At 72.8% G+C, this 25978-nt stretch carries 20 protein-coding genes; 5 read left to right on the forward strand and 15 right to left on the reverse strand.

Features of this window, described 5'->3' with window-relative positions; genetic code table 11:
• Window positions 1-518 precede the first annotated feature (518 nt).
• A complete protein-coding gene (locus IPL61_28810) occupies window positions 519-2003 on the forward strand; it encodes a sigma-54-dependent Fis family transcriptional regulator (protein MBK9035210.1) in 1485 nt (494 codons plus the stop codon).
• A 107-nt stretch (window positions 2004-2110) separates the two neighbouring features.
• Here the strand turns inward: IPL61_28810 and IPL61_28815 are convergent, their stop codons facing one another.
• Both IPL61_28815 and IPL61_28820 read right to left on the reverse strand, forming a co-directional pair.
• Complete coding sequence (locus tag IPL61_28815) at window positions 2111-2302, reverse strand: hypothetical protein (GenBank protein ID MBK9035211.1); 192 nt, start codon at window positions 2300-2302, stop codon at window positions 2111-2113.
• Complete coding sequence (locus IPL61_28820) at window positions 2302-3081, reverse strand: YegP family protein (protein ID MBK9035212.1); 780 nt, start codon at window positions 3079-3081, stop codon at window positions 2302-2304. Before IPL61_28820 ends, IPL61_28815 begins: the two co-directional genes overlap by 1 nt.
• A 1341-nt stretch (window positions 3082-4422) precedes the next feature.
• On the opposite strand from IPL61_28820, the gene IPL61_28825 reads away from it, so the two are divergent.
• Entirely contained in the window at window positions 4423-7059 is a 2637-nt protein-coding gene (locus tag IPL61_28825; GenBank protein MBK9035213.1) for a tandem-95 repeat protein, read from the forward strand.
• 468 nt (window positions 7060-7527) lie between these two features.
• Here IPL61_28825 and IPL61_28830 read toward each other — a convergent pair whose 3' ends face one another.
• The gene (locus tag IPL61_28830) at window positions 7528-8409 is read right to left on the reverse strand and encodes a helix-turn-helix transcriptional regulator (protein ID MBK9035214.1); all 882 of its coding nucleotides are present in this window, start codon (window positions 8407-8409) and stop codon (window positions 7528-7530) included.
• A 69-nt stretch (window positions 8410-8478) separates the two neighbouring features.
• Here IPL61_28830 and IPL61_28835 point away from each other — a divergent pair, with 69 nt between their 5' ends.
• Window positions 8479-9105: a rhomboid family intramembrane serine protease gene (locus tag IPL61_28835; protein ID MBK9035215.1), complete on the forward strand. Its 627-nt coding sequence runs from the start codon at window positions 8479-8481 to the stop codon at window positions 9103-9105.
• 20 nt (window positions 9106-9125) lie between these two features.
• Window positions 9126-10160, forward strand: a complete 1035-nt coding sequence (locus IPL61_28840; protein ID MBK9035216.1) for an SMP-30/gluconolactonase/LRE family protein — start codon at window positions 9126-9128, stop codon at window positions 10158-10160.
• 238 nt (window positions 10161-10398) lie between these two features.
• Here IPL61_28840 and IPL61_28845 read toward each other — a convergent pair whose 3' ends face one another.
• From IPL61_28845 to IPL61_28900, 12 genes are all read right to left on the reverse strand, one after another.
• Window positions 10399-11838, reverse strand: a complete 1440-nt coding sequence (locus tag IPL61_28845) for a diguanylate cyclase (protein ID MBK9035217.1) — start codon at window positions 11836-11838, stop codon at window positions 10399-10401.
• 27 nt (window positions 11839-11865) lie between these two features.
• The gene (locus IPL61_28850; GenBank protein MBK9035218.1) at window positions 11866-12651 is read right to left on the reverse strand and encodes an EAL domain-containing protein; all 786 of its coding nucleotides are present in this window, start codon (window positions 12649-12651) and stop codon (window positions 11866-11868) included.
• A 90-nt stretch (window positions 12652-12741) separates the two neighbouring features.
• A complete protein-coding gene (locus IPL61_28855) occupies window positions 12742-15033 on the reverse strand; it encodes a bifunctional salicylyl-CoA 5-hydroxylase/oxidoreductase (GenBank protein MBK9035219.1) in 2292 nt (763 codons plus the stop codon).
• A 47-nt stretch (window positions 15034-15080) separates the two neighbouring features.
• Window positions 15081-16196: a tryptophan 2,3-dioxygenase gene (locus tag IPL61_28860; GenBank protein MBK9035220.1), complete on the reverse strand. Its 1116-nt coding sequence runs from the start codon at window positions 16194-16196 to the stop codon at window positions 15081-15083.
• A gap of 184 nt (window positions 16197-16380) precedes the next feature.
• Window positions 16381-16809, reverse strand: a complete 429-nt coding sequence (locus IPL61_28865) for an SRPBCC family protein (protein MBK9035221.1) — start codon at window positions 16807-16809, stop codon at window positions 16381-16383.
• A 24-nt stretch (window positions 16810-16833) separates the two neighbouring features.
• Window positions 16834-18570 carry a hypothetical protein gene (locus tag IPL61_28870; GenBank protein ID MBK9035222.1) on the reverse strand — a complete coding sequence of 579 codons (1737 nt, stop codon included), beginning with the start codon at window positions 18568-18570 and terminating at the stop codon, window positions 16834-16836.
• Between the two features lie 34 nt (window positions 18571-18604).
• Window positions 18605-19546, reverse strand: coding sequence for a D-alanine--D-alanine ligase (locus IPL61_28875; protein ID MBK9035223.1), 942 nt, complete (start codon window positions 19544-19546; stop codon window positions 18605-18607).
• Window positions 19543-20544: a UDP-N-acetylmuramate dehydrogenase gene (gene murB / locus IPL61_28880; GenBank protein MBK9035224.1), complete on the reverse strand. Its 1002-nt coding sequence runs from the start codon at window positions 20542-20544 to the stop codon at window positions 19543-19545. The genes IPL61_28875 and murB overlap by 4 nt, the downstream gene beginning before the upstream one ends.
• Window positions 20534-21592 carry a PQQ-binding-like beta-propeller repeat protein gene (locus IPL61_28885; protein MBK9035225.1) on the reverse strand — a complete coding sequence of 353 codons (1059 nt, stop codon included), beginning with the start codon at window positions 21590-21592 and terminating at the stop codon, window positions 20534-20536. Before IPL61_28885 ends, murB begins: the two co-directional genes overlap by 11 nt.
• Before the next feature lie 62 nt (window positions 21593-21654).
• Entirely contained in the window at window positions 21655-22002 is a 348-nt protein-coding gene (locus tag IPL61_28890) for a hypothetical protein (protein ID MBK9035226.1), read from the reverse strand.
• 89 nt (window positions 22003-22091) lie between these two features.
• Window positions 22092-23510, reverse strand: coding sequence for a UDP-N-acetylmuramate--L-alanine ligase (locus IPL61_28895; GenBank protein MBK9035227.1), 1419 nt, complete (start codon window positions 23508-23510; stop codon window positions 22092-22094).
• 134 nt (window positions 23511-23644) lie between these two features.
• Window positions 23645-24151 carry a GNAT family N-acetyltransferase gene (locus IPL61_28900; GenBank protein MBK9035228.1) on the reverse strand — a complete coding sequence of 169 codons (507 nt, stop codon included), beginning with the start codon at window positions 24149-24151 and terminating at the stop codon, window positions 23645-23647.
• Between the two features lie 139 nt (window positions 24152-24290).
• On the opposite strand from IPL61_28900, the gene IPL61_28905 reads away from it, so the two are divergent.
• On the forward strand, window positions 24291-25970 hold the full coding sequence (locus IPL61_28905) for a DUF4157 domain-containing protein (GenBank protein MBK9035229.1): 1680 nt from the start codon (window positions 24291-24293) through the stop codon (window positions 25968-25970).
• The last annotated feature ends 8 nt before the right edge of the window (window positions 25971-25978 follow it).

A 25978-nucleotide genomic window follows, 5' to 3' on the forward strand; every position in this document is an offset into this window, starting at 1 on the left:
GCCTCAAGCATACGCCGTGCTCAGCCACGAGCGAACCGCCATCGCAAATCCAGCCACTTGCAACGTGCGCCACGCCACCCGACGTTGCCGATCGCAACAGCGGGTGGGGACAGGCTCCTATGTCCGACGTATCTGGAATCGCAGGGGAATTCTGGCCTACCGCGGCCGAAAAGGGGACAGGCTCTACTGTCTCAAACCTTTAGAATCGTTGTTGATTTTGACCGTACCGCGGCTGAACATTGTTCACGCTGCAAACGTCCCGGGCGTTCAAGGCATGCAGACTTCATGTTTGATTACTCAATGTTGGACCGCTGTGACGACCCTTGAGGGCCGGTGAGATCGGGTTCGGTGGGCCTGCGGATGAACGATATTCAGCCGCGGTACGGTCAAATTCTAGAATGATCTTGGGAGTTTGAGACAGTAGAGCCTGTCCCTTTCTGGGCCGCGGTAGGGTCAAAATCCAACGCGATTACAGCTACCTAGGATATAGGAGCCTGTCCCCATGGTAGGCTGAGGGCGTGAGCGTTGCGGATCTGGAGCGCGTGCTGGCGGAGGCGCGGCCGGAGGCGATCGAGCGCGAGGTGGTGGAGCGGGCGCTGGGGGCGACGGGGGCGGGGATCGGCGCGCTGTTCCTGTGGGACAAGAAGGTGCGGGGCTTGGTGCTGTCGCACCACGTGGTCGAGGGCCTGGTGGTGACGCTGCCGGACACGGTGATCCGGGGTGACGGGCGGCCCGGGATCGCGGGGTGGGCGTTCGAGCAGGACGCGCCGTACCTGTGTCGCGACAGCGCGAGCGATGAGCACTACACGCGGTACTTGCTCGACGTGCGCGCGATCGCGGCGGCGCCGGTGCGCTGGCAGGGCAAGCCGATCGGCGTGATCACCGTGGCGACCCGGACGGGCACGCTCGACAAGGCGGCGCTGGCGGCCCTGACCGAGCTGGCGACCGCGGCGGCGCGGTTCGTGCGGCGCGCGCAAGCGGATCGGCAGAGCCGCGAGGAGACCGGGCGGCCGTTCCTGATCGGCGGGCTCAGCCCCGAGTGGCGCGAGGTCGAGCGCCGGATCGAGCTGGCGTCGCCGACCCGCGCGCCGATCCTGGTGCGCGGCGAGAGCGGCACCGGCAAGGATCTCGTGGCGCGCGCGATCCACGGCGCCAGCGGGCGCGCCGATCGACCGTACGTGACCGTCAACTGCGCGGCGATCCCCGAGACGCTGCTCGAGAGCATCCTGTTCGGGCACGTCAAGGGCGCGTTCACCGGCGCCAGCGCCGACAAGCTCGGCGAGTTCCAGAAGGCCGACCGCGGCACGCTGTTCCTCGACGAGGTCGGCGAGCTGCCGGTGGCGCTGCAGGCCAAGGTGCTGCGCGCGGTCGAGCAGGGCGAGGTCCAGCCGCTGGGCTCGAACACCGCGCCGGCGCGCGTCGACGTGCGGCTGGTGTGCGCGACCAACCGCGACCTCGAGGCGATGGTCGCCGACGGGCGCTTCCGCGACGACCTGTACTACCGGCTCGGCGTGATGACCTTGTCGCTGCCGCCGCTGCGCCGCTACAAGGAGCAGCTCGAGGTGATGGCGTCGGTGTTCATCGAGCAGGCCGCGGTCCGGCACGGCAAGCCGGCGCCGCGCCTGACGTCGACGACGATGGCGCGCCTGGCCGCGTACGACTATCCGGGCAACGTGCGCGAGCTGCGCAACGCGATCGAGCACGCCGTCATCCTCGCCACCGGCCCCGAGCTCGTGCCCGACGATCTGCCGCGCCCGTTCCAGGCCGGCCCGTCCGCGGCGAGGCGCCCCTCGCGCCCCGCCGCCCGCCCCACGCTAGCGACGCTCCGCGAGCAGTGGCTCGCGCCCCTCGAGCGGCGCTACTTGATCGATCTGCTGGCCGAGCACCGCGGCAACGTGCGCGCGGCGGCGGCCGCCGCCGGCGTCGACCCGGTCACGATGTACCGGCTCTTGCGCAAGCGCGGCATCGCGCTGCGTCGGACCGTGCACACCGACGACGCGTGACCTCAGAGGTTTTCGGCGGAGGACTCTGCCGCGGTGAGCCAAGCGATCGGAATCGCTGGTGCACCGAAGGCCGGCGACCACCGAGCCTCGACAAGACTTACAAGCTCTCAGCGGCGACGCTCGGTCGGTGGCTCGCGACCCTCGAGCGACGCGACCTGGTCGATCTGCTTGCCGAGCATCGCGGGCACGTTCGCGCCGCTGCGGCGGCGGCTGGAGTCGACCCAGTTCCGATGGACCGGCTGCTCGGCGAGCGCGGCGGCGCACTTCGTCGGACCGTGGACGCGGACGACGATCGACATCAGAGCAGCTCGATGGTCGGCAGCAGCGCGATGATCGAGTCGCGCGCGCGCTCGGCGTTGCTCTTCGAGGCGTAGACCTCGCTGGTGCCGATGATCTGGCCGTTGGTCGCGGTCAGGTTCAGGTAGTAGCCGTTGTTGCTCGACGGCAGCACCTCGTAGCGCGCGGCGGTGAGGCCGTTGTCGACCACCGAGAACGCGCCGTTGAGCGCGGCCGCCTCGCTGTCGTAGCGCTGCGAGCGGAGGACGATCTCGCCGTTGCCGGCGTGGAGGTTCCAGTAGTACTTGCCGCCGGCGTCGAGGTGCAGCGCGAAGCGGCGGCCGGTCGCGGTCGACCAGGCGGCGCGGTAGGCGCCGACGGCGGCCAGCGTGGCGTCGGCGTCGGCCTGGGCCGCGGCCATCGTCGCGTGGCTCTGGCTGGTCGCGATGATCGCGCCGTTGCCGGCCTTCAGGTTGAAGTACGCGCCGCCGCCCGCGTTGGGGCGCACGTCGTAGTGGCTCTTGTCGCCGCCATTGGCGAGCACCGAGAGCAGGCCGGTGAGCGCCGCAGTGCGCGCGCTGTAGCCCTGCGAGGTCACGAGGATCTCGCCGCGGCTGTCGAGCATGTGGAACCGGAACTGGCTGTCGCTGCTCTTCCAGAGCTCGAACGACGGACGGATCGACGTGTCACCCCAGGACGCGGCCTCGGAGACCTCGGAGGTGTCGACAGGCGCGTCGACGCAGGCGGCGGTGGCGGTGGCGAGGAGAACAGCGGTGAGCGTGGTCAGCAGGCGGCGCATCATGGTGACCGTCCTCTGAGCAACCTCGGTGCCAGGTCGAGAATCACGTAATCATGCGCAATCAATAGAAACGGTCAGGCATGTGGCTGCATCGACTGAATCTGTAGTTGCATGATTGCAACTGCAATTGCACTAGTGCCTATTTTCGAGGCAGAGACCCCGGAGCCTGTCCTGGGACCCCGGAGTCTGTCCCCAAATCTGCCGCGGTACGGGCAAAAACAATAACGATCCCGGACACCTGGGACCCCGGAGCCTGTCCCCGAAATCTGCCGCGGTACGGGCAAAAACAATAACGATCCCGGACACCTGGGACCCCGGAGCCTGTCCCCAAATCTGCCGCGGTACGGGCAAAAACAATAACGATCCCGGACACCTGGGACCCCGGAGCCTGTCCCCAAATCGGCCGCGGTACGGGCAAAATCAATAACGATCCCGGAGACATGGGACCCCGGAGCCTGTCCCCCAATCGGCCGCGGTACGGGCAAAAACAATAACGATCCCGGACACCTAGGACCCCGGAGCCTGTCCCCAAATCGGCCCCGGTACGGGCAAAATCAATAGCGATCCCGGACACCTGGGACCCAGGAGCCTGTCCCCAAATCGGCCGCGGTACGGGCAAAAACAATAACGATCCCGGTTACCTAGGACCCCGGAGCCTGTCCCCAAATCGGCCGCGGTACGGGCAAAAACAATAACGATCCCGGTCACCTGGGACCCCGGAGCCTGTCCCCAAATCGGCCGCGGTGCGGGCAAATTCCATAACGGTCTCGGACACCTGGGACCCCGGAGCCTGTCCCCAAATCCGCCGCGGTACGGGCAAAATCAATAGCGATCCCAGACACCTGGGACCCAGGAGCCTGTCCCCCATTTCGGTCCCCCATTTCGGTCCCGCGCGCTCGCGCCGTAGCCTTGGATCGCTTCTCGGTGAGAATCGCGCGTGCCGCCACGTCATAGGTCAAGGTCCGCCGCCAGGCGCGCCGAGCGCAGGGGTGGGTGGGTCCCCGAAGGCCGCGTAATTTCCACGGCTCGGTGGTGTGACCAAGGCGGGGCGTGGTGCGGCAGCCCGCTCGCATCGAGCCGGGTCCCCCGAACCGCGGCCCGAGGGGAGCCCGCTCCACCCCCAGCGCCACTCGCACTTGGTCCGACGCCGACGACGCCCGACGCGCGGACGCGGACGCGGACGCCGACCTCCGACGCCGACGCCGACGCCGACGCCGGCGACCTCCGACGGCGACCTCCGACGGCGACCTCCGACGCCGACAGCATCCCAGTGGTGATCGATCACACACGCCGCGCGGGCGGTCCGGCCGCGCGCCGGGGCTGGGGCCGGAGTACGATGGCCGGATGCAGGTCCGCGCCCGGTGGATGACGCTGATCGGTCTGGCTCTGACCGTCGGCTGTGGGCCGTCCGATGGACCGAACCGCCCGCCGACGATCTCGGGGAGCCCGCAGTCGACGCCGGAGGACGTGAGCCTGCAGGCGACCATGACGGCCAGCGACCTCGACGGCGACGCGCTCGAGTTTCGCTACACCGGCGTCAGCCACGGCACGGTCACCGGCGTGGGCCCGATGTTCACGTACACGCCCGCGCCCGACTACAACGGCGCCGACGCGGTCACCGTGACCGTGCTCGACGGCGAGGCCCAGGCCACCGCGATCATCGCGATCGAGGTGATCGCGGTCAACGATCCACCGGTGGCGATGGCCGACGGCCTCGCGGCGCTCGAGAACACGCCGCTGGTCGCGCCCCTCGCTGCGCTGACGGCCAACGACACCGACGTCGACGGCGACGCGCTCACCGTGACCCAGGTCAGCGCCGGCGCCAACGGCACGGTGGCGATCGAGGGCGACCAGCTCCGGTTCATCCCGACGTCGGGGTTCGTGGGCGCCGCGAGCTTCAGCTACACGGTCAGCGACGGCGTCGAGGCGGTCGAGGCGCCGGTGACGGTGACCGTCGGCGACGTCAACGATCCGCCGGTCGCGACCGACGACGTCGCGACCACGGCCGAGGACACCCCGGCGATGATCACCGCGGCGACGCTGACGGCCAACGACACCGACCCCGAGGGGCAGACGCTCGCGGTCACCGCGGTCGCCGACGCGGTCCACGGCACGGTGGCGCTGGTCGGCGCGACGATCACGTTCACGCCCGAGCCCGACTACGTCGGCGCAGCCGCGTTCGACTACACCGTGTCCGATGGCGCCGCCACCGACGTCGGCACCGTCGCGATCACGATCACGCCGGTGCAGGACGCGCCGGTCGCGGTCGACGACGCCGCGACGACCGAGGAGGACACCCCGCTGGTCGTGGCCGCCGCCACGCTGGCGGCCAACGACGTCGACGTCGACGGCGACGCGCTCACGGTGATCGCGGTGGCCAACCCGAGCGGCGGCACGGTCGCGCTGGTCGCCGGCACGGTCACCTTCACACCGGCCCCCAACCTCACCGGCACCGCTGGGTTCGACTACACCGTGTCCGACGGCGGGCGCACCGACGTCGGCCACGTCGCGATCACGGTGACGCCGGTGCCCGACGCGCCGGTGGCCGGCGACGACGTCGCGACGACCGACGAGGACACGCCGCTCATGATCCCCGGCGCGACGCTCACGGCCAACGACGCCGACGTCGACGGGCCATCGCTGACCGTGGTCGCGGTCGGCAACGCGCTCAACGGCGCCGTCGACGTCACCGGCGGCGCGGTCACGTTCACGCCGGCGACCAACTTCAACGGCGTCGCGTCGTTCGAGTACACGGTGTCCGACGGCGGGTTGTCCGACGTCGGCCTGGTCACCGTCACGGTCCTGCCGGTCAACGACGCGCCGGTCGCGGTCGACGACGCGGTCGCGATCGCCGAGGACGATCCCGGCACGGACGTCTTCGTCCTCGCCAACGACGGCGACATCGACGGGCCCGGCCCGCTGGTCTTGGTCGACGTCCTCAACCCGCTGAACTGCACCGCGACCAAGGTCGCCAACCGCGTGCTGGTGGTGCCGGCGCCCGACTTCGCCGGCACCGCCTCGTTCGACTACCACGTCGGCGACGGCGCCGGCGGGCTCGACCTCGGCCACGCCGTGATCACCGTGCTGCCGGTCAACGACGCGCCGGTCGCGGCCGCGGTGATGATCTCGACCGACGAGAACAGCCCCGTGGTCGTGCCGCTGACCGCGACCGACATCGACTCGCCGAGCGTCACGTTCGCGGTCGGCGCGCCCAGCTCGGGCGCCGTCGGCGCGGTCACGTCGACCGGCCCGCTGACCGCGACCGTGACGTTCACGCCGACCGCGGGCTTCACCGGCCTGGCCACGTTCACGGTCACCGCCAGCGACGGCGCGGCCAGCTCGGCCCCGGCCCTGGTCACGGTCACGGTCGTCGACGCGCCGGTGTGCGGCGACGGCGAGCTCGACCCGGGCGAGCAGTGCGACGACACCAACAACGTCGGGCTCGACGGCTGCTCGGGCACCTGCCGCACGGAGACGTTGTTCTTCTCCGAGTACGTCGAGGGCGTCACCGGCAGCAACAAGGCCATCGAGATCATGAACCCGCTGCCGACGCCGGCGAGCCTCGTGGGCTGTTCGCTGCGGCTGTACTCGAACGGCGCGATGGCCCCGACCTCGACCCTGACCTTGTCCCAGACGATCGCGTCGCACGACGTGCTGGTGCTGTGCAACCCGTCGGCGTCGGCGCCGGTGTTGGCGCTGTGCGACGTCACCGCGACCGGCAGCACGATCAACTGGAACGGCGACGACGCGATCGAGCTGTTCTGCAGCGGCGTGTCGGTCGACGTGTTCGGCCAGCTCGCGTTCGACCCCGGCACCGCCTGGGGAACAGGCCTGACCTCGACCGTCGATCACACGCTCCGCCGCAAGTGCACGGTCACCTCCGGCGATCTGATCGGCAGCGATCCGTTCGACCCCGCGGTCGAGTGGGACGGCTTCGCCGGCGACACCTTCGGCGACCTCGGCAGCTACAGCTGCCCGTAGCGTGCAGGCCGCGGGGCCGGCACGAGCGGCGCGCCGCTGGCGAGGTTCGGCGCGCTCGGCAGCTACAGCTGCCCGTAGCGTGCAGGCCGCGGGGCCGGCACGAGCGGCGCGCCGCCGGCGATACCTTCGGCGACCTCGGCAGCTACAGCTGCCCGTAGCGTGCAGGCCGCGGGGCCGGCACGAGCGGCGCGCCGCTGGCGAGGTTCGGCGACCTCGGCAGCTCCAGCTGTCCGTCGCGTGCAGGCCGCGGGGCCGGCACCAGCAGCGCGCCGCTGGCGAGGTTCGGCGCGCTCGGCAGCTCCAGCTGTCCGTCGCGGGCAGGCCGCGGGGCCGGCACGAGCGGCGCGCCGCTGGCGACACCTTCGGCGCGCTCGGCGGCGACAGTGGCCGGTCGCGTGCAGGCCGCGGGGCCGGCCAGCGGCGCGCAGCGCGCGCGGTTCGGCGACCTCGGCAGCTCCAGCTAGCCGCTCACCCCGCGTCGTAGCGCACCCGCGCGCGCAGCTCGCTCGGCGTCGGCAGGTCGACGTCGCGGAACGCGCGCGCCATCGCCACCGGGCTGCCGTAGCCGACCCGGTCGGCGACCTCGGCCACCGACGCGTCGGGCGCGCTCAGCAGCAGCAGCGCGGCGCGCAGGCGCAGGAGCCGCGTGATGTGGCGGAAGTTGCCGCCGAACAGATCGAACTCCTGGGCCAGCGCCTTGAGCTCGCGTCGGACCTGGCGGCTCGACCGGCCGCTGGTCGCGGCCACCTGGTCGATCGTGATCGCGGTGGCGTAGGCGTCGTAGGCCGGCGTCACCGCCTGCCACAGCCGGGCCAGCCCCGGCGGCTCGGCGTGGGTCAGCGCCGGCGTCGCGGTGAGCACGCCGTCGCGGACGAGGTCGTCGAGGAACGCCTGCACCGGCGCTAGCGGCGCGACCCCGGCCGCGGGCGTGCCGGTGAGCGCGAACAGCGTCGCCACGCTGGCCCAGGTCCGCGCCGACAGCGGCCGCGCGCCGGCCGCCAGGCCGATCGGGCCGCGCACCAGCCGCGCCGCGATCCGCATCTCGACGGTCATCGACGGATCGCCGCCGGAGCGGAACCAGCGCGCGCCGCGGGTCGGGCGCTCGAGCTCGGTCTCGCCGAGCACCCACAGCCCCGGCGCCGACGTCGTGGTCGCGCCGGTCGCCATCGATCCGGCCGCGACCACGTAGATCGTGGCGACCGCGCGCGCGACCGGACTCGGCGGCACGAACCGTGAGTCGAACCGCAGCCGGTGCTTCGCCATCACGTGCATGCGCAGCGCGCGGTCGAGGAACAGCGCCGAGCGCAGGTGCGCGCCAGCGAAGTCGGTCTGGCTAGCCGCGAACAACATCGACGGGCGTCGGTCTTAGCACGCGCGGCCCGGGCCACGCGCGCGTGCTAGGTTGAACGCATGGCCAAGCTGCGCGTGAGGTACAACGCCCCGGTGGTCCTGACGTTCGCCCTCGCGGCGGCGGTCGTGCAACTCCTGCCCGAGAGCATCCAGCGCTACTTCGCGGCCTGGCCCGAGTTCTACGACTGGCGCAGCTACCTGGGCCTGTTCTCGCACATCCTCGGCCACGCCGGCTGGGATCACCTGCTCGCGAACTTCTCGATCATCCTGATCATCGGGCCGATCCTCGAGGAGCGGCACGGCTCGGCGTCGCTCCTGGGTATGATCCTCATCACCGCGCTCATCACCGGGCTCATCAACGTCGCGTTCACCAACCAGTACCTGGTCGGCGCCAGCGGCATCGCGTTCATGATGGTGGTGCTGGCGTCGGTGGCCAACATCAAGGCCGGCGAGATCCCGCTCACCTTCATCGCGGTCGCGGTGCTGTTCATGGGCCGCGAGGTCGTCGGCGCGTTCAAGGACGACCAGGTCTCGCAGGCCGCGCACCTGATCGGCGGCACGATCGGCGGCGCGTTCGGGTTCCTCGGCGCGGGGCGCGGCGGCGCGCGTCCGCCGGCGCTCGCGGCTGGCGCGCCCCCGCGGTCACCTGGGCCTGGGCCTGGGCCCGGGCCCAAGCTGCCCAAGCTGCCCGGCTGATCCGGGCTAGAGTGCGCGCCATGACGCGCACCCTCGGAACCTCCGTCCTGTTGATCGCCACGCTCGTCGCCGCCTCGGCGGCCTGCAAGAAGAAGTCGACCGAGCCCGCCGCGGGTTCCGGTTCTGGCACCGGCACGGCCGCGGGCACCGGCTCGGGCACGGCCGCGGGCACCGGCGCGGGCACGGCCGCGGGCACGGCCGCGGGCACCGGTTCGGGCACTGGCGCGGGCATGGCGGCCGCCGGGCTGCCGCACTTCATGGAGGGGCTGGCCACGCCCGAGTCGGTCCTGTACGACGCGGCCAACGACCGCTACCTGGTGGCCAACATCAACGGCGGGCCGGCCGACGTCGACGACAACGGCTTCATCACCGTGCTCTCGCCCGACGGCAAGGTCGTCGCGGCCAAGTGGATCGACGGCGCGGCCGCCGACGTCACGCTGAGCGCGCCCAAGGGCATGGCGATCAGCGGCGGCAAGCTGTGGGTGGCCGACGTCTCGGCGGTGCGCACGTTCGACCTGGCCACGGGCAAGCCGCTGGCCGAGATCAAGATCGACGGCGCCGACTTCCTCAACGACGTCGCCGCGACCGCCGACGGCGGCGTCGTCGTCTCGGACACCGGGGTCGACAAGACCTTCACGCCGACCGGCAACGACGCGATCTACCGGATCGGCGCCGACGGCAAGGTCACGACCGTGATCAAGGACAAGGCCCTGGGCGGGCCCAACGGCGTCCACGTCACGGCCGACGGCACGATCTGGGTCGTCACCAACGGCACCGGCGAGCTGTACGCGATCGATCCCAGCGGCGCGAAGCAGCCGGGCGAGAAGCTGCCCAAGGGCAGCCTCGACGGCCTGGTCGCGCTCGACGGCGGCGACCTGCTGGTGTCGTCGTGGGAGGGCAGCGCGGTCTTCCGCGGCAAGCCGGGCGGCCCCTGGACCGCGGTGGCCGAGGGCCTCAAGGCGCCGGCCGACATCGGCTGGGACAGCAAGCGCGGCTGGCTGCTGGTGCCGCTGTTCAACGACAACATGATCCACACCGTCGCGATCGCGAAGTAGCGCGGTCGCGAAGGCGCGACGTCGGGCGGGCGGGGCGCGGCGCCGACGGGGAGCGGCGGGGGGGGGGGGGGGGGGGGGGGGGGGGGGGGGGGGGGGGGGGGGGGGGGGGGGGGGGGGGGGGGGGGGGGGGGGGGGGGGGGGGGGGGGCGGGGGGGGGGGGGGGGGGGGGGTGGGGGGGGGGGGGGGGGGGGGGGCGGGGGGGCGCGGGGGGGAGCGCACGGCGGTCAGCCCGCGGGCGTCAGCCCGGGCTCGGCTCGGGCGGCAGCGCCGTCATCAGCCGGTTCCGGCCGGCGTGCTTGGCGGCGTACAGGCGCTCGTCGGCGCAGGCCAGGAGCGTCATCGCGTCGCCGCCGTCGTCGGGGAACTGCGCGACGCCGCCGGAGAAGGTGTAGCGCGGCACCGCCTCGGTGCCGGGCCGATCGCTCAGGCGCGCCCGCAGCGCGTCGAGCACGCCGGCCGCCTGCGCGGCGGTGGCCCGGCGCATGACCACGACGAACTCCTCGCCGCCGTAGCGGCCGACCAGGTCGCTGCCGCGCAGGCGCTCGGACAGCACCGCGGCGAAGTCGCGCAGGACCGCGTCGCCGATCAGGTGGCCGTGCTGATCGTTGACCTGCTTGAAGAAGTCGACGTCGAGGAGCGCGACCGCCACCGGCTCGCCGATCGACGCGGCCGCGGTCAGCGCCGCGGTCAGCTGCTCGAGCGCGAACCGCCGGTTGTAGATGCCGGTCAGGCCGTCGCGGATCGCCAGATCGCGCAGGTGGGCCTCGCTGGCGCGCAGCGCGGCCTCGGCCCGCCGCTGCAGCGTCACGTCGCGGAAGCTCCAGACCCGGCCGACGATGTCGCCGCGCAGGCGCTGGGGCCGGCCGGTGCGCTCGTAGATGCGGCCGTCGCGGAGCTGGATCACGTCGACGGTGTCGTCGGCGGCCTCGGCCAGGATGTCGGTGGCGTCGGCGAGCAGGCCGGCGAGCTGCTCGGTGCGCGCGGCCAGGTGCGCCTTCATCGCCGCGACGTCGCGCGGCGGCGTGTCCAGCTCCCACATCTCGAGGAAGCGTCGGTTGAACGCGACGACCTTGGCGCCGTCGACGGCCACGATGCCCTCGCCGGTCGACTCGAGCGTCGCCGCCAGCAGCGCCTCGCGTCGGGCCCGCTGGGCCAGCTCGAGCGCGAGCGACGCCAGGCTCGCGAGGAACGCGGCGTCGCGCTGCTCGGACGTGGTCCAGTCGCGCCGACCGCCGATGTGCTCGTTGCACACGACGCCGACCAGCGCGCCGCCGGTGCGCAGCGGCGCGTCGAGCAGCGCGCCGATCTCGAGCGGCGTCAGGTAGCCCGGCGAGAACTCGGCGGTGCGGGGATCGGTGTGGGCGTCGAACGCCGCGATCGGCTCCTCGCTCTCGAGCGCCGCGAAGTAGGCCGGGAACGTGGTGGCCTCGAGGACGATGCCGTTCGTGTGCCGGCCAAGGGCGCGCTCGTACAGGTCGGCGCACCGCAGCGAGCGGCGGTCCTCGGACAGGAGCCAGACGCTGCAGCGCGCCACGTCGATCGCGGTGCAGCCGGTCTCGGTGATCGCGCGGATCGCGCCGTCGGGATCGCCCTCGTACCGGCGCCAGACCCGGGCCAGCTCGGACAGCGCGTCGGCCGAGGTCGGCGCTCGGGTCACGTCTGGGTCAGGTGGCGACAACCGGCCCAGTGTAACAGGATCGGGCCGTCACCTGATCGGGGTGAGGCCGCGCACGGTCGGGCGCCGGCGCGGCTCGACCTCGGCGGGCCAGACGACCGCCGGCATCGGCGTCGCCGGCCGCGCCAGCAGGTAGCCCTGGCCGTACCGGGCGCCCGCGGCGATCACCGCCTCGAGCTCGGCGACCTCCTCGATGCCCTCGGCCACGACCTTGGCGCCGAGGTCGTTGCAGAGCTGGACGATGCCGGTGACCAGCTTGAACAGCCGACTGCCGATCACCAGGCCGGCGACCAGGTCGCGATCGAGCTTGACCACGCGCGGGTTGAGGTCGGCGATGTACTTCAGGTTCGAGTAGCCGGCGCCGAGGTCGTCGACGACCAGGTGCACGCCGCGGCCGCGGACCTCCGCCAGCATGTTCTTGCACAGCGCGAAGTGCGACAGCGGCACGCCCTCGGTGATCTCCAGGTAGACGTCCTCGGAGTGCTGGAAGATCGGATCGTCGGGCTGGACCACCCAGCCCTCGTTGAGCTCGGCCGGGTTGAGGTTGAGGAACAGCGGCACGTCGGGGCAGCCGTCGACCGCGAGCGTGCGCAGCTTGCGGCCGAGCTCGCCGGTGACGCCGTGCTTGGCGGCGGCGGCGAACAGGTCGAGCGGGCCCTTGAACTCGGGCGCGGTGGTGCGGGCCAGCGCCTCGTACGCGAACGTGCGGCGGGTGCGCAGATCGACGACGGGCTGGTAGACGACGAACAGCTCGTCGCTGACCAGCACGCGGTGGATGGGATCGCGCGATGGCGGCTGCCGCGTGGGTCGCCTCACCGGGCTGAGCCTATCAAACCTGGGTCGCGGCGCGCACGGGGTTCGGGTGCGGGCGGGGTTGCGGTCGCCATCCGGAGCCGCCCGAGGCGGTCAGGCGTCGAGCGCCAGCTGGGTCGCCCGCGCCAGGTTGCGCTCGAGCTGCTGCCGCCCGGCGGCGTACTGCACCGGCCAGGTGACGTCGGCGAAGCCCTGCGCGGCCGCGGCGTGCAGCGTCCAGTACGGGTCGGCCAGGTGCGGCCGCGCCAGCGCGCACAGGTCGGCGCGGCCGGCGGCGATGATCGTGTTGACGTGGTCGGCCTCGAAGATGTTGCCGACCGCGATCGTCGGGAGCTTGAGCGTGTTGCGGATCTGATCGGCGAACGGCACCTGGAACATCCGGCCGTAGACCGGGCGCTCGTCCTTGACCACCTGGCCCGACGAGACGTGGACGATGTCGACGCCGGCGGCCTGGAACCGCCGCGCGATCTCGACCGCGTCGTCGCCGGTGTTGCCGCCGGGCGCCCAGTCGTGCGCGCTCAGCCGCACCGACATCGGTCGGTCGGCCGGCCAGACCGCGCGCATCGCCGCGAACACCTCGAGCGGGAACCGGCACCGGCGCTCGAGATCGCCGCCGTAGTCGTCGGCGCGCCGGTTGGTCAGCGGCGACAGGAACGACGACAGCAGGTAGCCGTGGGCGCAGTGCAGCTCGAGCAGATCGAACCCGCACCGCGCGGCGCGCTTGGTCGCGGCGACGTGGGCGGCCAGGACCGCGTCCAGGTCGGCCCGGGTCATCGTGCGCGGCACCGCCGACACGCCGGTCAGGTACGGCAGCGGCGACGGCGCCACCAGCGGCCAGCCGCCGCTGGCCAGCGGCTGATCGACGCCCTCCCACGCCAGCTGGGTCGAGCCCTTGCGCCCGGCGTGGCCGAGCTGCAGCGCGATCTTGGTCGCGCCGGCGCGGTGGACGTAGCCGACGATGCGGGTCCACGCGGCCTCGTGGGCCTCGGTCCACAGCCCGGCGCAGCCCGGCGTGATGCGCGCGTCGGCGGCGACGCAGGTCATCTCGGTGAACAGCAGCCCGGCGCCGCCGGTCGCGCGGCTGCCGTAGTGGACCAGGTGGAAGTCGTCGGGCGTGCCGCGCTGGGCCGAGTACATGCACATCGGCGACACCGCGACCCGGTTGTCGATGGTGAGGCCGCGCAGGCGCAGCGGCGTGAACATCGGCGGCACGACCCGATCGCCCAGGCCGCTGGCGCGGGTCAGCCAGCGATCGACCTGCTCGACGTAGGCCGGGTCGCGCAGGCGCTGGTTGGCGTGGCCGACCCGCTGGCTGCCGGTCAGCAGCGAGAACACGAACTGCTGCGGCGGCAGGTCGACGTAGCGATCGACGTGCTCGAACCAGGTCATCCGGTTGCGCGCGGCGCTCTGGAGCTTGAGCGCCTCGACCTCGCGCTCGGCCTGGTACCGCGCCAGCTGGGTCGGCACGTCGCCGTCGGTCGACTGCAGCACCGCCGCGAGCGCGATCGCGTCCTCCATCGCCAGCTTGGTGCCCGACCCGATCGAGAAGTGCGCGGTGTGGGCGGCGTCGCCCAGGAGCACGATGTTGTCCTTGTACCAGCGCTCGCACAGCACCCGGTTGAAGCGCAGCCACACCGCGGCGCCGCGCAGGTGGCGCGCGTTCGACACCAGCCGGTGGCCGTCGAGCAGGTCGGCGAACAGCTCCTCGCACATCCCGATCGACTCCTCGGCGGTCATCGTCGGCACGCCGGCGGCGCGCCAGACGTGCTCGGGCGTCTCGACGATGAACGTCGACATCTCGTCGTCGAACCGGTACGCGTGCAGGTTGAACCAGCCGTGCGGGGTCTCGCGGAACGCGAACGTGAACGCGTCGAGCTTCTTCTTGGTGCCGAGCCAGATGAACCGGCAGTCGCCGACCTGGACGCGCGGGTTGAAGTGGGCCTCGTGCTTCTTGCGCGTGACCGAGTGGACCCCGTCGGCGCCGATCACCAGATCGTAGCTCCGGGCGTAGACGTCGGGATCGCTGAACTCGCGCTCGTACTCGACCTGCACGCCCAGCGCCGCGGCCCGGCGCTGGAGGATCTGCAAGAGCTTCATCCGGGCGATGCCGGCGAAGCCGTGGCCGCCCGAGGTGATCTTCTCGCCGCGGAAGTAGGTGTCGATGTCGTCCCAGTGCCGGAACGAGCGCTCGATCTCGTCGACGACCTCGGGCGCGTGGGCCCGGAACCCGGCCATCGTCTGGTCGGAGAAGACGACGCCCCACCCGAAGGTGTCGTCGGCGCGGTTGCGCTCGAACACCGTGACGTCGTGGCGCGGATCCGCCTGCTTCATCAGGATCGCGAAGAACAGGCCGGCGGGGCCGCCGCCGAGACAGAGGATGCGCATGGGAGACTCCAAGGAGGCGCGGTCGGGTCTGGCAGACCCAGCCTGGTTCAGATCTTGGCGGCGAAGCCGTAGGCCTCGGGGTGCTCGAGCGGCGGCAGCACCGACTCCTGGACGAGCAGCGTCCGCACCGCCCACACGTCGCGGAAGATGCGATAGCGCAGCGCGGTCTGGTCGAGGTACTCGACGCCGGCCGAGCCGCCGGTGCCGGTGCGGCGGCCGATGATGCGCTCGACCATGCGGGCGTGGCGCTGGCGGAAGATCACGAACGCCTGCTCGAACGCCACCAGGCTGTCGATGACGGCGCGCGGCCAGGCCAGGAGCGGCAGCTCGCGGTAGCTCTCGATGAAGATCAGCGCGGCCCGCACCCGCGAGGCCCGGGCCCGATCGGGCTCGGCCACGTCGGCGGCCAGCAAGAAGTCGCGGGCGCCGTCGATCTCGCGCTGGAAGCGCTCGTCGAGGCGATCGGCGTCGGCCGGGTTGCGCGTCGCCTCCTTGGCCAGGGCCAGCGCGGCCCGGGCGCTGCCGGCGTGGGCCGCGCAGTAGCGCTCGATGAAGGCGCGCACCCGGGCGTCGTCGTCGGCGTGGCCCGGCATCGAGCCCTGGATGGGTGTGCGGTGCAGCCAGTCGGAGATCGCGTCGACCAGGGTCGGCGTGTCGGCGAGGGCCGCGTCGACCCGGCGCGACGCCGAGGTGGCGCTGCCGTCGGGGTTCTTCAGCATCGCCATGTAGCTCTTCTCCTGGCCGAGCGGGATGCGCATCGCCTCGGGCAGGCCCGCCAGGATCTCGATCTGCCGCAGCTGGGCCGACTGGAAGCCGCTGGCTGGGTTGAGCTTGTCCCGGAACGCCAGGTAGTCGCGCGTCGTCATCGTCTCCATCAGCGCGAAGTGGCCGGCGATGAGCCCGAGGATCTGCGACATGCGGTCGATGCCGCGCACCGCCGACGCCAGCGCCTGCTCGGGCACGGGCACCTGGACGAACAGGTCGCGCGCGGCCACGAGCTCGCGCAGGATCAGGCGCATCCACAGCTCGTCGATCTGGTGGATGGTGATGAACATCACCTCGTCGTTCGCGAGCTTGTCGGCGTCGGGCTCGAGCCCGGCCTGCAGCGACAGGAGCTCCTCGACCCGGATGTAGTCCCAGTACGCGGTAGGGGTGCGCGCCATCGCCGGCGAGTGTCGTCAGATCGACGGGCCAGCACAAGCGCTCCCGCGGGCCGCCGCCGCTGCGTCAGCCTGGCGCGCTCGCGCCGCGCCGCGGCAGGCCGCCCGCGCACCGACGGCGGCGACGACGGGCGCACCGACGGGCGCGACGCCGACGGCCGCGCGCCGCGACGGGCGCGCAGCGCGATCAGCGGGTCTCGGCCCAGCGGCGGAACGCCGCGACGGTGCGCTGCGCGGTGTCGTCGGCGAGCGCGGCCTGGGCCCAGCGCGGCACGGTGCGGCCGGCCCAGGTGCGGAGCTGGTAGTGCAAGAGGCAGCGATCGTCGGCGATCGCCTCGATCCGCGCCACGCCCTCGAGGCCGCGGGCGTCGTCGACGACGGCCGGCGACCACCCGAGCGTGCGGGTGTCGTCGTCGTAGGTGTAGCGCAGCCGGTAGTCGAGGCTGCCGGTCGACGGCATCGACGTGAACTGCACGACCGCGGGGCGGACGCTGTCGCCCTCGATCACCCGGGCGTCGGCGATGCCCGGCACCCACGCGGGCGTCGCGGCGATGTCGGCGAGGAGCTGCCAGGCGCGCGCGGCGGTACAGCGGACCTCGATCGTTGCCTCGAGCACGCCGGGACTATACGGCATCGCAGGTCAGGGTGGGGGCTCGACGTCCGGCGGCGGCGCCACCGCGGCCATGGCGACGGTGCGCTGGCCGATGAACACCCCCAGCTGGCGGTTGAAGTCGTCGGCGAGCTGCGAGGTCCCGGCCGACAGGCCCCGGGCGCGATCGAGGCCGGCGATCAGCAGGTCGGTGGTGATGAGCGTCAGGATCCAGACGTTGGTGAGGAACGTGCCCGCCAGGTTGACGACGGTGATGAGCTTCCACTCGAGCTGCTCGACCAGCTCGCCGAGGGCCAGCAGCATGAACAGCGCGGCCACCACCAGCGCCGCCAGGTACATCAGCCGGGCCTTGCGGACGCCGGCGATGGCCTCGTCGCGGGTCAGCGGCCGCGCCAGCAGGTAGCCGCCGCGGCCGAGCAAGAACTCGGCGCCGATGATGCCGACGATCGCGACCGCGAAGTAGCCCGAGCCGGTGAGCTGGTACGGCACGATCAGCACGACGTAGATGAACAGCGCGTAGATCGGCGCGCCGAGGACGATCAGCCAGCCGGGCGCGGCCGAGCCCGGGAACAAGAGCTTGGTGACGGTGGCGGCGCGCACCATGCCGGGGATCAGCGACACCGCCTTGGGCGCGAGGGTCATCATCGCCTGGAGCGAGAAGCCGATCCCGAGCAGGAGCGACAGCGCGCGGGTCTGCTCCGGCGACGCGCCCTCGAGCAGCTCGCCGGTGAGGCTGCGCAGCGGGTACAGGTAGACGACGAACGGCGCGAGGAAGAACACCAGCCACCCCCACGCCAGGCGCCGGCGCTGCCGGCGCCAGTGGGTCCACGCCGACAGCTGCCACCAGGCCAGGCCGCAGAACATGATCTCGGCCAGCAGCGGGATGGTCTGGAGCGTGCGGAACGTGCTGGCGATCGAGTCGGGCAGGGCCGAGTCCTCGCCGTAGATCTCGTAGGCCTTGAGGGCGATCAGCGGGACCAGCAGCGTCGCGACCGCGAACAGGATCGAGCGGCGCCACGCCAGGAACGCCTGGAACGACGGCTCGGTGACGCCGGCGCGCTCGAGCGCGGCCCGCTCGGCGGGCAGCACCTCGTCGGGCTCGATGCGCAGCCGGACCGCGCGCAGCAGCGACAGGCGCAGGAACGCGAAGAAGCCGTGGCCGGGCGGCTTCGGCGGCCGCGGCGCCGCGGGCGGATAGCCGTACGGTTGCGGCGGGGACGCGCCGTGCTGCGGGTACGGCTGGTGCGGGTACGCGCCGTGCTGCGGTTGCTGCGGGTACGCGCCGTGCTGCGGCTGCTGCGGATACGCGCCGTGCTGCGGTTGCGGTGGGTACGCGCCGTGCTGCGGTTGCGGTGGGTACGCGCCGTGCTGCGGTTGCTGTGGGTACGCGCCGTGCTGCGGCTGCTGTGGGTACGCGCCGTGCTGCGGTTGCGCGCCGTGCTGCGGTTGCGCGCCGTGCTGCGGTTGCGCGCCGCGCTGCTGCGGCGGCGGGTAGGCGCCGTGCTGCGGTTGCGCGCCGTGCTGCGGTTGCGCGCCGTGCTGCGGTTGCTGCGGATACGCGCCGTGCTGCGGCTGCTGCGGATACGCCCCTGGTTGCTGCGGCGCGGCCGTCGGTGGCTGCGGCGCGGGCGTGGGCGGCTGCACCGGCGCGGGGCCTGCGGGCGGCGGTCCCGGCGGGATGCCCGACCCGGGCACGATCGGCCGCGCGGGCTGACCGAACGGTGGTGGTGGCCCTCGGCGCGGATCGCGCGGATCCCCCTGCGACATCCACGGAGCGTACCCCGCGCGGGCGGTCCGCGGGTCAGCGCGCGCCGGCGAGGATGCGCTCGCACAGCTGCGCGTACGACATCCCGGCGCGCTTCGCGATCTTGGGCAACAGGCTGGTCGCGGTCATGCCCGGCAGCGTGTTGACCTCGAGCACGAACGCGGCGCCAGCGCCGTCGATGCGCACGTCGGGGCGCGCGTGGCCGCTGCAGCCCAGCGCCTTGTACGCGGCCAGCGCGTGGGCCTCGCACCGGGCCAGCACGTCGGCGTCGATCTCGGGCGGCACCAGGTACTGCGTGTCGGTGCGCAGGTACTTGGCCTCGTAGTCGTAGAACCGCGTGGCCGGGCGCACCTCGACCGAGCCGAGCACCGCGCCGTCGAGGATGCCGACGAACACCTCGGTGCCGGCGATGTACTCCTCGACCAGCACCGGGCCGTGGTGGTGCCGCGCCAGCGCCACGGCCGCCGCGCACTGCGACGCGTCGTCGACGACCGACACGCCGACCGAGCTGCCCTCGTCGGCGGGCTTGACCACCAGCGGGTAGCCGAAGTCCGCGAGCGCCGCGGGGCCGTCGCCGCCGTCGGCGGGGCCCTCGTCCTTGCCCGGCAGCAAGCGCCAGCGCGGCGTCGGGATGCCGTGGCTCTCGAAGATGCGCTTGGACGCGACCTTGTCCATCGCCAGGGCGCTGGCGAGGATGCCCGAGCCGGTGCACGGGACGCCGAGGCACGCGCACAGGCCCTGGACCGCGCCGTCCTCGCCGAACGTGCCGTGCAGCGCGTTCCAGACGACGTCGACCCGGTGCTCGACGAGGAGCGCCGCCAGGGACGTGCCGGCCTGCCAGTCGATGGCGACGGCCTGGTAGCCGGCCTCGAGGAGCGCGGCGTGGACGCCGGCGCCGGTCTTGAGGGACACGTCGCGCTCGGCCGAGAGCCCGCCGAGGACGACGCCGATACGCTTGTCGCGGAACGCTTCGATCATGTGACCTCTCCGATGACCTTGACCTCGAGCTCGAGGGTGACGCCGTGGACCTCGCGCACGCGGGCGCGGACGCGCTCGATCAGCGCGAGCATGTCGGCGCAGGTGGCGTGGCCGGTCGACACCAGCCAGTTGCCGTGGACCGGCGAGCACACCGCGTCGCCGACCTGCCAGCCCTTGCAGCCAGCGCGCTCGATCAGCTGGCCGGCGAACTGGCCGGGCGGGTTCTTGAAGGTCGAGCCGTTCGACGACACCTTCTTGGGCTCGCGGGCGTGGCGGCGGGCGCGCAGCTCGCGGATCTCGGCGTCGGCCTCGGCCCGCGGGCGCGGGCGCAGGGTCAGGCCGGCGCGCACGACCAGCTCGGTCGGCGGCAGGTCGCTGGCCCGGTAGCGGAAGCCGCACGCGGCGTGGTCGCGGCGCACGACGGTGGCGTCGGCCAGGCGCACGCTCTCGACCCAGGTGACGACGCTGGTGAACTCGCCCAGGTAGGTGCCGGCGTTCATGATCAGGCCGCCGCCGACCGAGCCCGGCACGCCGCCGAGGAACTCGAGGCCGCCGAGGTCGTGCTTGAGCGCGAGCGCGAGCAGCTTCGAGGTCGGCGTCCCGGCCTCGACCTCGATCGTCGTCGGCGACGTCAGCGCCAGGCCGCGCAGGCGGCTGGTCGTGAGCACGACGCCGCGGACGCCGGCGTCGCGCACGAGCAGGTTCGAGCCGCCGCCGACGACGGTGACCGGCACGGCCTCGGCCGCGCACCAGCGCAGGAGCGCGTCGAGGCGGGCGTGGGTCGACGGCCGGGCGAACGCGTCGGCCGGGCCGCCGATCTTCGCGGTGGTGTGGCGCCGCATCGGCTCGTCGAACGCGACGTCGTCGGCGAGCAGCTCGACCAGCGCGGCGCGGGCGGCGGCGTCGAGGATCGAGCGCGGGTTGGCGACCGCGGCGGCCGCGTCGTCGGGCGCGTCGTCGCCGATCAGGGCCAGGTCGTCGGGCGCGTCACCGGCCATCGCCGACCTCGTAGGCGTGCAGCGCCCAGTCGAGCACGTACGCGCGCGGCGCGGCCCAGACCGCCGGCGCGCCGATGTACGCGGGCGCGGTGCCGCTGGCGTCGGGGCTGATCACCAGGCGCTCGTGGGCCTGGCGCAGCGCGACCCGCTGGTCGCCGACGACATCTTGCAGCCACAGCGTGTCGTCGCGGCCGTCGAAGTAGGTGAGCCACGGGCCGGCGGTGCCGATCGCGCCGAGGCCGTCGTCGGCGGCGGCGGGCGCGTGCCAGATCGGCGCGGCGCGATCGTGCGGCACGACGTCGAGCCCGCGCGGCCCGAGCACCGCGACCCAGGCGTCGGTGGCTGCGGCGGCGTGGCCGGCGAGCGCGCGCACCACCTGGCCGCGGCCGTCGAGCTCGACGTCGACGTCGTCGTCGCGGCGGACATAGACGTGGGCGCCGTCGGGGCTGGCGACCGCGCTACAGCACGCGCCGGCGAAGGTCCACAGGGTCGCGCCGTCGGCGAGGCGCAAGGCCGTGGTGGTCTGGTTGACGACGATCACGCGGTCGGCCAGGACCACCGGCGCGAACAGGTAGCTGGCGCTGACGAGCGGGGTGCGCCAGCGCAGCGCGCCGGTCGTCAGGTCGTAGGCGGCGACCGCGCCGTCGGTGATCGCCAGGAGCGTGGTGCCGGCCAGCGCGAACCGGGTCGACCGGAACGCCGGCAGCGACGGCGCCAGCGCGATCGTGCGGACGACGGCGCCGTCGCCCGGCGCGCGCTCGGTGACGGTGAACCCGACGGCGGCGTCGACGCCGACCACGTACAGCGGTCCGTCGCCGGCGCGCACCGCGGTCGCGCCGTCGACCTCGAACCGCACCGCGCCGGTGGCGGCGTCGAGCCCGATGACCACCCGCCCGTCGAACTCCTTGGTCAGCACCACGAGGTCGCGTCCGAACACGCTCGCGCGCAGGTCACCGGCCCCGAAGTAGGCCGGGTAGTCGTAGCTCCACGCCTCGGTCGGCGTGGGCAGCGGCGGCGTGGCCGGGATCGATCCCCCCTGGGCGATCACCGGCCGCGTCGCCGGCGGTGACGTACAGGCCGTCGCCGTGAGCGCGACGGCGAGCAGGCCGATCAGCCCGCCTGCTGCATCGCCATGCCGGGCGCGCCGCCGCGAGCGGCGACCTCGTTGAACCCGCCCTGGTGAAGAAACGGACCGAGGAAGGGACCGGCTCCCGGGATCGCGAAGAGGATCCAGCCGACGAACGTGCCGAACTTGCCGTGGACCTTCGCTGCCGCGCCGCACCACGAGATCGTGAACCAGAAGAAGCCGATCACAGGGATCAGCAGGACCCAGCCCGTCGGCACAGTTGTGCCGTGGCGCTGATTCATTTCGTTCTTGGTGCTCACAGCCCAGTAGAGCGAATAGAACGGAACGAACATACACAGAAGCGCAGTGACGACTTGGTCGCGGTTTTTCATGAAGCGTCCCCCTTGGATTGAGGGACCGATGTTCAAGCCACGCACCGGCTGCGGTCAAGCGTCGCACCGCAATTCTCCGACCAGCCACGTCAGATCCGGACCAGGTTCTTCCTCGTCGCCGCGCCGCGGGTCTTCTCGAGCTGCTCGATCACCTCGTTGCACGACAGCTGGATGTTGCCGGCGCCGAGCGTGATCATCAGGTCGCCGCCCTTGGCCTGCTCGGCCAGCCACGGCGCGACGTCCTCGCGCCGCGCCACGTACGAGACGTCCTTGTGGCCGGCCTCCTTGATCGCGCGCACCAGCGCCTCGGACGAGATGCCGTCGATCGGCTTCTCGCCGGCGGCGAACACGTCGCACACGACCACCTTGTCGGCGTCGTAGAAGCTGCGCGCGAACTCGGCGAACTGATCGCGGGTGCGGGTGAACCGGTGCGGCTGGAACGCGGCGATGATGCGGCGGCCGGCGAACGACGCGCGCGCGCCCGACAGGGTCGCGCGGACCTCGGCCGGGTGGTGGCCGAAGTCGTCGACGACGGTGATGCCGCCGACCTCGCCGCGGACGGTGAACCGGCGCTGGATGCCCTCGAACTTGGCGATCGCGCCGGCGTAGGTCGCGAACGGGATGTCGAGGAAGTCGCTGATCGCCAGCACGCCCAGCGCGTTGAGCACGTTGTGGTGGCCGGGCATCGGCAGCACCACCTCGCCCAGCTCGTCGGCGCGGCGCCACGCGACGAAGCGCGTGACCAGGCCGTCGGGCCGGATGTTGCGGGCGCGGTAGGTGGCCTGGGCCGACACGCCGTAGGTGGTGAACCGCTTGGTCAGCTGCGGGATCACCTCCTGGACGCCGGCGTTGTCGAGGCACAGCGCGCTCATGCCGAAGAACGGCACGCGGTTGCAGAACGACGCGAACGCCTTCTTGACGTTGTCGTAGGTGCCGTAGTGATCGAGGTGCTCGGCGTCGATGTTGGTGACCATCGCCAGCGTCGGCGACAGGGTCAGGAACGAGCCGTCGCTCTCGTCGGCCTCGGCCACGAGGTAGTCGCTCTTGCCCCAGCGGGCGTTGGCCAGGCCCAGCGAGTTGACGCGGCCGCCGATGACCGCGGTCGGGTCGAGGCCGGCCGCCATCATGACCGTGTGCATCATCGTCGTCGACGTGGTCTTGCCGTGGGCGCCGGCGACCGCGATGCCGAACTTCATGCGCATCAGCTCGCCGAGCATCTCGGCCCGCGGGATCACCGGGATCTGGCGGGCGCGCGCGGCCTCGACCTCGGGGTTGTAGTCCTTGATCGCCGACGACACGACCACGACGTCGGACTCGCCGAGGTGGTCGGCGCGGTGGCCCTGCTTGACCGCGCAGCCGATCTCCGACAGGTGGCGCGTGATCTCGGAGTCGTTGGTGTCCGAGCCCGAGACCTTGTAGCCCATGTTGGCGAGGACCTCGGCCAGGCCGCACATGCCCATGCCGCCGATGCCGACGAAGTGGATCTTGGTGTCAGGCTTGCGGAACATCGGGACCTCGACGACGAGCGGGCGGGGGTGGCGCACGCGGGTGGAACGCATGGGCGCGCGGGTTTGTGCCGCGTGGAGCGTACATACCAGAACCGGCGGCCGGGGGCGCGGGGCCGTGCCTGGCCGAGCCGGCGTCAGCGCGCCGAGCTCGCCCGAGCGGTCGGCGGCCAGCGACGCAGGCGCAGCTGCGGCAGCCCGCTCTCGACCTTGCGGGTCCCGTCGAGGACGAACCCGCCGCCCTGGTAGAACCGCAGCGCGCGCTCGTTGCCCTCGAGCACCCACAGCAACACCTGGTCGAACCGCCGCTCGGTCAGCGCCGTGAGCGCGTCGGCGAACAGCGCGCTGCCGACGCCGCGGCCCCACATCGACGGATCGACGTAGAGCGCCCAGATCTCGCCCCAGCCGATCAGATCGCGGCTGGGGCCCACCGCCGAGAAGCCGCGCACCCCGCCGGGGTCCTCGAACACCGCGGCGCGCACCGAGCCGGTCTCGAGGTTGTGGCGCCACGCCGCGGCCCGAACCCGCACCGTGAACGCCGCCAGCCGGTCGGCCGGGATCAGCGTCTGGTACGCCGCGTGCCAGCTGGCCACGTGCACGCGCGCGATCGCGTCCGCGTCGTCAGGCCGGGCCTCGCGCACCATGGGCGCATTGTGCCACCGGGACGCCGGCGTGCACTCGACGGCCCCGCGCGTCAGGGCGTCTGCGTCGGCGCCTGGGCCGGCGTGCCAGAAATCGTCCGACGCCCGGGATCATCTGGCCGCGCCCGGCGACTTCGTCGACATGAGGACCCGCTCGCACGCGTCGGCGCCCGATCACGCCGACGCCAGCCCATCGTTCCCCCGGGCGCCCGGCAAGGTGACCCTGACCTCGCGCCTGCAGCGCAAGGGCGGCGCCGCGCCCGCCACGAGCCCCGAGGCCCAGCACGCCGCGGCCACCGCTGGGATGCAGGGCCCGCGGCAGTCGCTGCCGTACGCGGCCGAGATCGAGCGCTGCTTCGGCTTCACCTACGATCTCAGCGGGGTCGGCGCGTTCATCGGCGGGCCGGCCACCGACGCGTGCGCCGAGCTCGGCGCCCAGGCCTACGCGTCGGGCGACGCGGTGGCGTTCGCGTCGGCGCCGGACCTGCACACCGCGGCCCACGAGGCCGCGCACGTGGTCCAGCAGCGCGGCGGCGTGCAGCTCCGCGACGGGATCGGTCGCGCCGGCGACGCCTACGAGCGCCACGCCGACGCGGTCGCTGACGCGGTCGTGGCCGGCCGCTCGGCCGAGGCGCTGCTGGCCGAGTGCGGCGGCGGCGGCGGCGGCGCGCGCCGGGCGATCCAGCGCAAGGACGGCGAGCCGCGCGCGGGCGCGGGCAGGGGCGCGGGCAACGTCCCCGGCGATCGCGACGCGGTCAGCGGCCTGGCCGCGGTCAAGCTCGCGTACCACGCCGTCAAGGCCGTCGACGCCAAGCTCGAGGCCTCGAGGGTCAACCGGATCATCTATGACGACGCGCTGGCGTACGTGCTCGGCAAGGCCGGCGCCGTTGGGCAGGAGTGGGGGCTCGATCAAGAGGCCGCGCACCTGATGGCGCCGACCCTCGAGCGCGCCCAGATGGCGCCCGACGATCTGTTCACGGCCAGGCCGTCAGCGCCGTCAGCGCCGGCGGCGCCGGCCGGCCGCCTGCCGGCGGATCTGCCCGCGCCGAAGCCGCGGATCAACTTCGAGGCCGAGGTGGCGAAGGGCGCGCCGCCGCCGGCTGCGGCGAAGAAGCCGCCGCTGTCGCCCAAGGCCCTCGATCGGCTCTCCAAGGGGCTCAAGGTCGCCGACAAGACGCTCGCCATTCTCGGGATCATCGGCGGGGCCAAGAACATCTACGACGGGGTCGACAAGTTCTCGAAGGCGCAGACCCGCGGCGATCACATGGAGGCGATGCTCCAGTTCGACCAAGGCGTGCTCGGCTTCGCGAGCGGCGTGAGCTCGCTGGCGAGCCTGACGCGGGTCGCCGGGGTCACGGGGCTGGCGGCGGCGCTGCTGCAGCTGCGCGCGGCCGGCGCCGAGCTGCTGGCCAAGGGCGACTCGTGGCACGGCAAGGACAGCCTCGACCTCGGCTTCGACACGTACGACGCCGCCTCCAAGGAGGTCGGGCCGGTGGCCGGCGCGATCGCCGGCGTCGCGGTCACCGCCTTCGCCGCGTGCGGCGAGATCGTCTGGGGCGTCGCGGCGACGCTGCGCGAGGTCGCGTCGTTGCTCGAGGCGGGCCTGCGGCTGATCATGGCCGACGACCTCGAGAAAGAAGTGAACGAGATGCTCAAGCAGGAGCTGCGGCCGGAGCACTGGCGCGACCACACGCCGGTGGTGCCGGCCCCGGACGTGCCGCGGCGGGAGGCCCCGCCGCGGGGCCAGCCGCGGCCCGAGGACCGCGCCGAGGAGGAACGTGCGCGGCGGGCGCGCGAGGCGCCGCAGCCCCGCGTGCGCTGATCACGACG

Source organism: Myxococcales bacterium, assembly GCA_016717005.1.
Lineage (GTDB): Bacteria > Myxococcota_A > Polyangia > Haliangiales > Haliangiaceae > UBA2376.